At 59.1% G+C, this 9,888-nt stretch carries 9 protein-coding genes and 1 pseudogene; 5 read left to right on the top strand and 5 right to left on the bottom strand.

Going from position 1 to position 9,888, the window contains the following annotated elements:
* Positions 1 to 333, top strand: a pseudogene (locus B3849_RS13540) (alpha/beta hydrolase); the annotation flags it as partial.
* Positions 334 to 377: 44 nt separating this feature from the next.
* On the top strand, positions 378 to 1,136 hold the full coding sequence (locus B3849_RS13535) for an enoyl-CoA hydratase (protein ID WP_278426016.1): 759 nt from the start codon (positions 378 to 380) through the stop codon (positions 1,134 to 1,136).
* Between the two features lie 216 nt (positions 1,137 to 1,352).
* Here the strand turns inward: B3849_RS13535 and B3849_RS13530 are convergent, their stop codons facing one another.
* Entirely contained in the window at positions 1,353 to 2,075 is a 723-nt protein-coding gene (locus B3849_RS13530) for a DAPG hydrolase family protein (protein WP_278426015.1), read from the bottom strand.
* A 173-nt stretch (positions 2,076 to 2,248) separates the two neighbouring features.
* On the opposite strand from B3849_RS13530, the gene B3849_RS13525 reads away from it, so the two are divergent.
* The gene (locus tag B3849_RS13525) at positions 2,249 to 2,932 is read left to right on the top strand and encodes a TetR/AcrR family transcriptional regulator (protein ID WP_278426014.1); all 684 of its coding nucleotides are present in this window, start codon (positions 2,249 to 2,251) and stop codon (positions 2,930 to 2,932) included.
* Between the two features lie 141 nt (positions 2,933 to 3,073).
* On the opposite strand, the gene B3849_RS13520 is transcribed toward B3849_RS13525, so the two are convergent.
* Together B3849_RS13520 and B3849_RS13515 are read right to left on the bottom strand one after the other, a co-directional pair.
* Complete coding sequence (locus B3849_RS13520) at positions 3,074 to 4,348, bottom strand: surface lipoprotein assembly modifier (protein ID WP_278426013.1); 1,275 nt, start codon at positions 4,346 to 4,348, stop codon at positions 3,074 to 3,076.
* An 83-nt stretch (positions 4,349 to 4,431) separates the two neighbouring features.
* Positions 4,432 to 5,136 (bottom strand): hypothetical protein, encoded by a 705-nt coding sequence (locus tag B3849_RS13515; RefSeq protein WP_278376466.1) that lies wholly within the window; start codon positions 5,134 to 5,136, stop codon positions 4,432 to 4,434.
* Between the two features lie 171 nt (positions 5,137 to 5,307).
* Between B3849_RS13515 and B3849_RS13510 the strand changes: the two genes are divergently transcribed.
* Together B3849_RS13510 and B3849_RS13505 are read left to right on the top strand one after the other, a co-directional pair.
* Positions 5,308 to 7,476 (top strand): sensor histidine kinase, encoded by a 2,169-nt coding sequence (locus B3849_RS13510; RefSeq protein ID WP_278426012.1) that lies wholly within the window; start codon positions 5,308 to 5,310, stop codon positions 7,474 to 7,476.
* A complete protein-coding gene (locus B3849_RS13505; RefSeq protein ID WP_005848636.1) occupies positions 7,473 to 8,114 on the top strand; it encodes a response regulator transcription factor in 642 nt (213 codons plus the stop codon). The genes B3849_RS13510 and B3849_RS13505 overlap by 4 nt, the downstream gene beginning before the upstream one ends.
* 101 nt (positions 8,115 to 8,215) lie before the next feature.
* Here B3849_RS13505 and B3849_RS13500 read toward each other — a convergent pair whose 3' ends face one another.
* Together B3849_RS13500 and B3849_RS13495 are read right to left on the bottom strand one after the other, a co-directional pair.
* Positions 8,216 to 9,310, bottom strand: a complete 1,095-nt coding sequence (locus B3849_RS13500) for a C45 family autoproteolytic acyltransferase/hydolase (protein ID WP_278426011.1) — start codon at positions 9,308 to 9,310, stop codon at positions 8,216 to 8,218.
* A 1-nt stretch (position 9,311) separates the two neighbouring features.
* A partial coding sequence (locus tag B3849_RS13495; RefSeq protein WP_286780289.1) for an alpha/beta hydrolase family esterase occupies positions 9,312 to 9,888 on the bottom strand: 577 nt, incomplete at its 5' end.

The raw sequence follows: 9,888 nt of genomic DNA, 5'->3' as shown, positions 1-9,888 counted from the left end.
GGCGAAGCGCTCCCGCCGAAACTGTTCAAGACATGGCGCCGGTGGAGCCAGCGCCGCAGCTATTTTCAACCGGACCTCGCAACGAAACTGGCCCCGCATCACTACGACGAGGTCACAGCCCCTATCCGGTCTTGGATATTCCCCGATGACCCGATTGCGACGCCGTCAACCGCATCAGACCTTTTAAAGTGTTATCCAGCCGCCCCGCACGAGGTGATCATCCGCAAACCATCGCAGGTCGGTGTAGCGCGGATCGGGCACGAAGGCGCATTGCGCAAAGGCCGCGACGCTTTATGGGCCGAATTCAGCGATTGGCTCATGGGCGCCCCTTGAACCGCAACCGATTTCCACCGCCATTCAAATCAACAGGATCAAACATGACCGAAAACATCAAGCTACACACCGACCAGCGGGTCACGACCATGACCATCGCGCGACCCGAAAAGCGCAATGCCATCACGCAGGATATGTATGCCGCCATGGCCGACGCGCTGGAAGACTATGCCCAGTCCGACGCGGTACGCGCCTTCGTGATCACAGGTGCGGAGGACTACTTTACCTCCGGGAATGACTTGCAGGATTTTGCCAAGGGAACCCGCAGCGACGGTGTGCCGCCCGTTATCCGGTTTCTGACCGCAATCTCCACCTGCCCCAAACCCTTGATTGCCGCTGTGAACGGCCCTGCCATTGGTGTCGGGGTGACGATGCTGCTGCATTGCGATCTGATTGTCGCCGCTGACACGGCCACATTCAGCACGCCCTTTGTCCAACTGGGACTGGTGCCAGAGGCCGCCTCCTCGCTTTTGCTGCCCGCCACCGTAGGCATGGCCGTGGCGAACGATATGCTGCTGGCCAATCGCGTTCTTGATGCGGCAGAGGCGCTGCGTTTTGGGTTGGTGTCGCGTGTCGCTCCCTCGTCCGATTTTGCCACCGAAGTCGCGTCGCTTGCGGCTGGTTTGGCGCAGGCGGCACCGACCTCGGTTATCAAAACCAAGGCGCTGATCCGTCATGGCAAGGACCAGATGACCGCCCAAATGGAGCGTGAATCGGTGCTGTTCGCCGAGCAGCTGAAATCATCGGAATTCGCAGAGGTCGTCGCCGCCAAGATGCAAAAGCGTCAGCCGGTCTTCAAATAACGCGCCGCTTTGCCCTAAGGCACCCGGCGGGCAAACCTGACGGTTCAACCCGGTTTTCCGGGTCGACCGCAGGTTCGCTTGCCGGATTGCGTCGCAGCGCGTCAACTCGCCAGCAGATGCATCGGCCCGCTGACCTTTTCGGCATAGCGCACAGCCGCGATCTGCGCGACAACGGCAAGTCCGCTTGGTGGTCATGGCGTGAATGCAGCGTTTTTCTTACCCTTGCGCATCGGCGTAGAGCTTTGGGAGAAAGCCTGCCAGAATGGTCATCTCATCAAAACAGTGGTTTAACAAAGCAGTTGCCGACGCCTCTTTCACGGTCAGCAGACGTGCCAGATAGGTGTTCCCAAGCGTTCCGATGACAGAGGGCACCGCCTCGTTTCCCTCACGCGCGGCCACCATCCCAAGCCAAAAACGGCTACGCATTTCGGCACCGCCTTCGACATTGCGAACAATGTGGCACATTTCGCCGCCATAGATGGGCTCTTCCAGCAGGCCAACGCGGGCGCATACGGCGACGTCGCCGTCAGCCAAGTTTACCTCCCCCAAAACCTCCTCAGGTTCAACAAACTGAATTCTCAGCTTATTCAAGTCTTCACCGATGTATTCATGCACCAGATGGCTCGCCCCGATGAACTGGCCATCAACCTTGTTTTCCCAATCCATCCAAAGATGCGCGTCCGGGAACCAACGTCGGTAGTGTTCGGTCGTTTCCATGTAATCGCCAAACCACCAACCAACCATTTCAGGTGAAACGCCCGGCATCGGGGTCCGTACAGAAACCTCATAAATACCGTTGGGTAGGCGTTTCACCCCGGTCTCAAATCCAGGTTCACCTTCCGCAAACCCAGCGGTGGGCTGACCGCTAAAGGGCGGGAGGCCGAATATCCCGACACCAAGCGCAAAGACAACTGCGCCCCCTACAATCCATCTCATCATGTACTGACATCCTATCGTGCTTGTGCGCCCAGCTATTCTACGTTCGTGGAATATGTCAATATTATTCTTCGAGCGTAGAATATCGTGTTGTAAGAGATCACGCTGGAAAGCTAAGCTGACCCGGGCTAAGCGAGACGGAGTTCTCGCGGCTCAAACATGGAGATGTCATTCAAATGTCCAAGCAACGTACGAGGACCGAGGTCAAAACCGCCATCGACGTTTCTGAGACAGCCGAAAGAAAACGCGGCCGTCCGCAGGCCGCACAGGGTACAGATTTGAAGCTGGCCTTGCTTCGCTCTGCGATTGATCTGTTTGCGGAGCGCGGTTTCGACGGCGTTTCACTGAGCCACGTTGCTGAAAAAGCCGGGGCCGACAAAGGCCTTTCACGGTATTACTTTGGATCAAAAGAGGCGCTTTGGATCGCGGCGATGGAACATCTAGCCGACTGTTTTGCAAGCGACCTTAACAAAGCTCTTGTCGTTAGGACCGCGACCCAAACGGAAGCACTGAAGGCGCTCATTCGCGCTTTCATCACCGCATCCGCCCGCTGGCCGCAAGTGAGCCGTGTTATCGTTCATGACGGGGCAAAACACAGTGATCGCAGTGATTTTTTGCAAAGGCACCTCGTTGTGCCTTTTTACACGGTACTGAAAGATCTGATCGCAGGTGCAAAATCAGAAGGCACCCTTCCGAACGTCTCGGACCGGACTATCTTTTTCATGATCACCCATGGTGGGTCATTTCCAATGGCCCTGCCCATTCTCACTAACGCGATCGAGGGTGGGGATATTCGATCATCCGACGCATTGGAACATCATTCCGAAGCGATCATCGAACTGCTATTTTCCAAGGCATGAAGATGAAATGGGGCTGTCGCAGTTCCCACCCTATCGTTGGTGCGTGCGCAGGGGGCAACCGGCGTCGGCACGCGCTGCGTAGTAACGACCAAGCACGACCGAAACCTATGCAACCGGGCAGCGACCTAGGGCCGAATTTCTTCAAAACGATCGTGTCAGGCCGATGCTGGCAGTGGCGTTGCGAAACCTGTTGATCGAAATGGTGGAGCGTTGCTCCTCAAACCCGAGTCTCAGGACCTGGGTAAAGCCCTTGTAGCTCCAGTTCTGGTTGGACAGGTTCAGCATGACGCTTGATTTCTTGTCGACGCGGGCAACGCCGAAGATGGGATGCACGCCGTCAAATTCGTTCCGATCAAACGACAGATCCAGCCCGACCCGAAGACCGCCGGCAAAGGAATAGTCGCCGCCGAGGGTGACGCCCGCCGCATGGCCCGCGACGGGGCTGTAAGAACTGGTACGGCTTTCCGCGCGCATGCCTACGCGAAACACAAGCTGCGAGGATGCCGCGTAGGCGAATTGCGCAGCGCCTGCTGTTCGGTTCACGCCGACACCGCTGCCATCATAGGTGATACGTTCGCGCTGAAGCACCGCCGTGGCGCGGGCGCGTACGCCGAGGTTGCGCGTATAGGACAGGCCAAGGCCATAGGTATGCGCATAGGCCGCGTCATCAATCCAGCGCTGCGATCCATAGATCTCGGCCGAGACAAGACGCCCCTCATCGGCGAAATGCAGTAGGGATGCACTGGTCCGAAGGGTCACTTCATCGGGCGCACGCCCGTCGAAAAGCCGCGCATCCAGATCCAGCGCGAACCTGGCGCGTAAGGCGTCCGTAAGGCGCGGCACGGTCGCGACGCCCGTGCCAATCTCGAACGCCGTGGCGGATTGGGCGCGGGAATTCGGGTCCAGCCGCAGCACAAAACCGCTGAGGTTCACCGTCTCTGCAGAGGTCCGGCGGGCGGCATTGCTTTCGGGCACAATGGCAAAACGGAAATAGCCCTGCCATTTTTTCGGTTTGGCCAAACGGTCAAGCTCCGCCTGCACTTTTGCCTGGACAGAGGGCGACAAACCCGCACCTTTGGCCAGTTCAAGGTGATATCGCGCCCGTTCGATCTGGTCGCTTTTTACCAATGCGTTCGCCAGCTCAAGCCGGAACGTGGGATCGTCTGGCCGCAAGATCACAAGCCGCGCCAGCGGGGCAACGGCTTGGTGTGATTTTCCGGAACGGTTGTAGGCGACCCCTAAAATCCACATCCGGCGCAGGGTCTCTGTCTCGGTCTTGGGTGAATACCCCTCGAGCAATGGAATAACCTCTGCGGCTTTTCCCTTGAGGATGCTTTGTTCTGCATCATCAAGGGAAAAGGCCGCTAATGGCGAGGCCAGTAAGATTAAAAATAGATTGTATAAAATTCGCCGCATCAAAGACCTCGGCTACCGCGGGGAAAGCGGGTTTTTGCGGCCGGCAATTGACCGCATCCAAGAGACCCGCTTATCCGTCGCTTCTATTTCTTGTTGGCGTAGAATGTACCACCGACGCCCGCATCGAAAATCTGCGGCGAGGGATTGTTCACATCGTTGATACCGCCAGATACCGGTCCAAGCATCGATTCTGCACCCGGCCCCATGAAGTTGCCGCCGAACTGCAAGGTGGCGTCCCCTTCATTCTCGCCACTGCTAAGCCGACCGGACATGTGGAACAGCATCGCACCGGTGTTCTGCTCGGGGATATTGACGCCCGCGACGACCTGCGCCGGAATGGTGGTGCGGCTGAGCGAGGCTGGCAAGCCTTGATCGACCGTCAGCGTCCCGTCCAGTTTGACGGAGTTCGAGGTGCCCGCCTCTGTCGCGACGATGTTGGAGGCCGTTCCGGTGAACGGATTGGTGGTCTGCCCGTCGGTCCAATCCACATCGACTGCCAGATCGCCAATGATTTCCGCGCTATTCGCATCGATATCGGTGCCGAAAATCTGGGCCGATCCGCTGTTCACGCCGACCTTCATCTGACCCTCATAGCTGGCTTTCAGCGACGTGGGCATATCCGAAGTGGGGGCCTTTTGACTGACAGCGTTAAAGGCTGTTTCAAAATCCTGCCCGCCGCCTGCGACGCCGCCAGCAAGCCCGCCGGCAGAGCTGCTTCCATTGCAACCAGACAAGACCGTTGCCACCCCAAGGCTTGCAATAACAATACTAAGACGTGCGTGTTTCATGAAATTCCCCTTGCTTGATTTAAAAAATTCTTCTTCACTTTTTAGATACCTACTTCATGAAATCGTCTCCCCCCCGTTCAGGGGGTGTCCTCGGACAAGAGTATTTTGAGAAGATGAGCCGTATAGAATGATTAAATTTGCAATTAAAAATTTCGCTGTGTGGTCCATAAGATGACACGTCCACATGTCGCCCCCGGAGCCATTTTCGCGCTTTGCGTCGTGCTCTATCTGGCCGCCGCCGCTGCCCTGACGTGGGTGGCGACGGCCCAGCCGTGGCTCGGGCTCAGGCTTGGCGTGGCGGGGCAAAGCGTTGTCGTCACTGACATCGCGCAGGGCAGCGCCGTAAGCCGCGATATGATCGGTAAGCGGCTTCTGAGCGTTACAGCGGAAAATCATCCTGCTATCCCGGTGACGCCACGGGACCTGATAGAAGAGCCCGACGGAATCGGTGACAATGACAATCTGCGTCGCTTCTTTGACCGTCAGGATCGCTTGCATGACGCGTTGCTAAGCGGCGCAGTCACCCTGACTTTCGATCAAGCCGACGGCCCTGAAAACGTGACGGTCACGGCACAGGAAAGCCGTCCGGTTTCGGATCTGCCGATGAAATTTTGGACGCAAATCTTTGTTGCGTTCGTGGGCATGTTTATCGGGACCTGGGTTGTCTGCCTACGACCACATGAACAGGCCGGATGGTGGTTTCTGCTGTCCGGGATCGGGTTGGCTTTGGCATCGTCGAGCGCCGCGATCTACAGTTCGCGCGAGCTTGCGCTTAGTCTGAAGGCCTATTCGGTGGCCTGCCGGGTAAATCCCGGTGGTTCGCTACTATTCGGGATCGGTATGGTGACATTGTTCCTCTCGTACCCGCGGCGCATTGTTCCGAAACCTGTGCTCTGCCTGCCGACACTTCTGATCGGTGCCTGTATCCTCTTGGTGCTTGGCCCCGGCTGGCCGGACAAGCTGAACAATGCCCCGGATATGATCGCGATCATCATGGTGGCCCTGTTGCTGGTCATTGCCGCCCAAGTCGCCGCCAATCGCCGCGACCCGGCTGCGCGGGCGATGCTCGGCTGGCTTGGCGTATCGGTTGCAGTTGGTGCGGGCGGCTTTGTGCTAACGTCAATCCTGCCGACGCTTATGGGGTTGGCCCCGGTGATCGAACAAAGCACTGCGTTTTTGTTTTTCCTGATCATCTACGCCGGTATTGCCTTGGCGGTGACGCGCTACCGGCTGTTCGATCTGGCGAATTGGTCCTACGGCATCTTGTTCTACGGCCTTGGGGTGGCTTTGCTTCTGGGGCTTGATGCCGCGCTCATCTACGGGCTTTCGCTGGGGCGTGCCCCTGCCTTTGGCATCGCCCTCGCGGCGATCTGCATGGTTTACCTGCCCTTGCGCGACAAGGTCTGGGTGCTGCTCAAGCGCAACCGCGAGATCCCGGCGGAAGAGCTGTATCGCAGGGTAACCCAGATCGCCCATGCGAGAGACCCCGAAGACAAGCAGAGGCTGCTGCGTAAATTCTGGTCCGATATTTACAATCCGCTGCGCATCAAGGATCAACCGGCGTCTACCACGATCACTGAACTGCAGGATGATGGCCGTATCCTGACGCTCGCGTCTATCGGCAATCTACCTGCACTGTCGCTTGAGCTGGCCGGGCAGGGATCGCGTCTTTTCTCGTCGCGCGATCTGGCGCGGGCCGATGCGATCCTGTCGTTGCTTGATGCGAGCCTGTCCCAGCACGAGACCTATCTTCAGGCCGTCAGCGCAGAGCGGCTGCGCATCAATCGCGACATGCATGACAACATAGGGGTGCTGCTGCTCAGCGCGCTGCATACCGGCCCTCGGGAACGCAAAGATCTTCTTATCCGCCAGACCCTCGCCGATCTACGAGAGTTGATTTCAAACCCGGATCAGACTGATTGGGATCTCCGCGATCTGCTCGCCGATCTGCGTGCCGAAATCATCACCCATTTCGAGGCCGCCCATATCACCGTCACCTGGCAGGCCGACGAGATCACCAAAGGCCGTATATCCCATCGGTTGGCGCATGCGCTGCGCGCCTTCCTGCGAGAGGGAACCAGCAATATCCTACGCCACTCGGGCGCGACAGAGGCGCAGGTCCGGATTGCCCTGGAAAGCGATGGGTTGCAGCTTACGCTCAGCGATAACGGCTCGGGCTTTGACAGCAGCGTCGCGTCGCTTGGCAATGGTTTCAGAAACCTGAGAAACCGCTTCACCCAGTTGCAAGGTGCCTTCAGCTACAGCACCGGTGCCAAGGGCACCACCTTGACCGCGTTTCTACCTCTTTTCAGCACTCAGAAAGAGGCCGCAGCAGAATGAAGCGTATCCTGATTGTCGAAGATATCGTCGAAACCCTGCGTTGGCTGGTCGAGATCGTACGATCAGCATATCCGGCGGCCACGATATGCACGGCCAACTCGGTACGGACGGCGCTGTCAAAACTGGATGGCCAGATAGATCTCGCCCTGATTGATCTGGGTCTGCCTGATGGGTCGGGTCTCGAAATCCTGCGCGGCCTGAACAAGGCCAGCCCCTCTGCAATCAAGGTCGTAACCACGGTCATGGGCGACGACGCGAGCATTGTTTCCTCGCTCTCGGCCGGGGCGGACGGGTATTTGCTGAAAGAGACAGAGGCGGCGGTGCTCTCTCGCCAGCTGACACAGCTTTCGATGGGGTTACCGGCGATATCACCCTCTGTCGCCCGCCGCATCATGGAACACTTCCGCCTCACTGGGCCAGTCGCCAGCCTGGACGGGCGCCTGACGGAGAGGGAGACCGAAGTGCTCACGCTCATCTCCAAAGGCCTGCGCAACGCCGAGGTCGCCTCCGCATTGAACATCGCGGAAACGACCGTCGCGGGATATATCAAGATCGTCTATCGCAAGCTCGGCATCTCCTCACGGGCGGAAGCTGCATGGCACGCGAACCGCTTGGGGCTTGGACTGAAACCGGAATAGCGCCTTGGTCGAGCAATAGGATTTCAACGAAGGAGCGGCTGCCGTTGGCGTGTTGTAGGGTCTGTTCCGCGTAATATAGCAAGGCCTTCCGCTTCGACGCCCTACGCCACATCGCCCCCGGCGGGAACAAACCTACGCCAATCAACCCCGCGGCCCGCTGCGTAGTCCAGACCGATTTGCACCCAATCGATGGCACCCCCTGCGGCCACCGATGACGGGGTGCTGCCATAGGTGACCTGCCGCGTGCCTTCCTCGAACGTGTCAATTGATTGAGGCCAGACCTCATCATCCCAATGCAGCGTCATCTTCCGGCGTTTGGGTTCGTATTCAGCGGTGAAAAGCGTGCCAAACCCTTCGGCGTAGCGGTCTTGCTTGAGCGGCGCTTGGGTGAACTGGCCTGCCAGCGCTGACGGCGTGACCCCTTCGGATAAGACACTCACAAGGTGTTTTGACCGTTCAAACGTGCGGGTAAAACTGCCTCTGTCGGGCGTGCTGCCGTCGGTCTGGTGGTTTGTGGCGACCAGCCGCGGCTGCACCTTTGCCCCGCCACCGGCGTACATCTCGACGCTGGCACCCGCACCCGAGGCATCGGCGACCACCACATTATACGGCATATGCGACGGCACGCGTTGCAGCACGCGCAGCGCTTGGGGCACGGTTTCGCAGGTTTCCAGAACGTAGCGCAGGATTGTGGTGATACCGAACCCGCGCCCTGTTTCCTGCCGCCCGCCATAGGCCAGCGCGATGCTGAGCCCCGCATCATTGATCCCATCGGACAGGCCCCAAAGGAATTCGACCATACCCATCACGCGCCGACCGGTCCAGGCGCTGTGCAGCAGTAGGCCTTCGTTCAGGTCAGGCGACAGATCGTAGTTGCGCACCAGTCGGATGTCGTCGTCCGATGTGGCCACGGCAAGGGAGCAGCCGCCCAGATAGCTTGGCGGGCACCACATGGACAGGAAGCGTGCTGCACGGTCCGACCCGCCCGCGAGCGCCGTGAGCTTGGCGTGGACAGGCACTAACTCGGGCATATGTTGCTTTAGCGCCGCCTCGCAGGCTGCGCGGTCAGGGCCGTTATCGCCGCCGCGTGCAGTGAACCATGCCTCGTAGGCGGGCCATGAACGGGCCCATCGGGCTGCCCATTTCGGGCCCGGCGCGGCCTCGCTGATGGCGTCAAAGGTAAGGGAGTGTGTCATATCATGCGCCTTTCCGAGGCAAATCGAGGAAGAACCGCAGCATTTCGCGGCTCGCATCCGGTCCTGTGGGGTCCGTGTACGACCCCGCGCTGTTGCCGCCCGACCACGCGTGACCAAGGCCCGAGACGGTCCATTGTTCCATCACGACATGGCCTTTCGGTGCCATCACGCTGCGGCGGGAAAAACGGCGCCCGCCCGTGTTGCCGTCGTCCTGAACCTCGGGACCGTTTGGGGCGTGTTTGGCGATCGCATCCGCATTCGCGGCACTTACAGTGGTATCCGCATCGCCCTGAAAAATGATCGTCGGGATAAATTCCCCTGTGTCAGAGCCTGTTGCCCCCTGCCCCATAGCCGCAAAAGCCGATGGCACATCATGGGCCGCACGGTAGGGCAAACCGGAATGGGCACCCACCGCGTCAAAGACATCCCTATAGGTTTGTCCCAGCACCACAGCCATCGCCGCGCCGGCCGACAGCCCCGCAACAAAGCTACGCCCTTGGGGAATGGCATGGTCGCGCTGAAGTTGTTGCATCAGCCCTGCAAGGATCGCCGGTTCACCCGCGCCGCGCATCTGATCG

Source organism: Sulfitobacter sp. UBA4523 (assembly GCF_002388305.1).
Lineage (GTDB): Bacteria > Pseudomonadota > Alphaproteobacteria > Rhodobacterales > Rhodobacteraceae > Sulfitobacter > Sulfitobacter pontiacus.
Note: the sequence above shows the minus strand (reverse complement) of the source record. Positions and strands in the feature narration are given on the sequence as shown.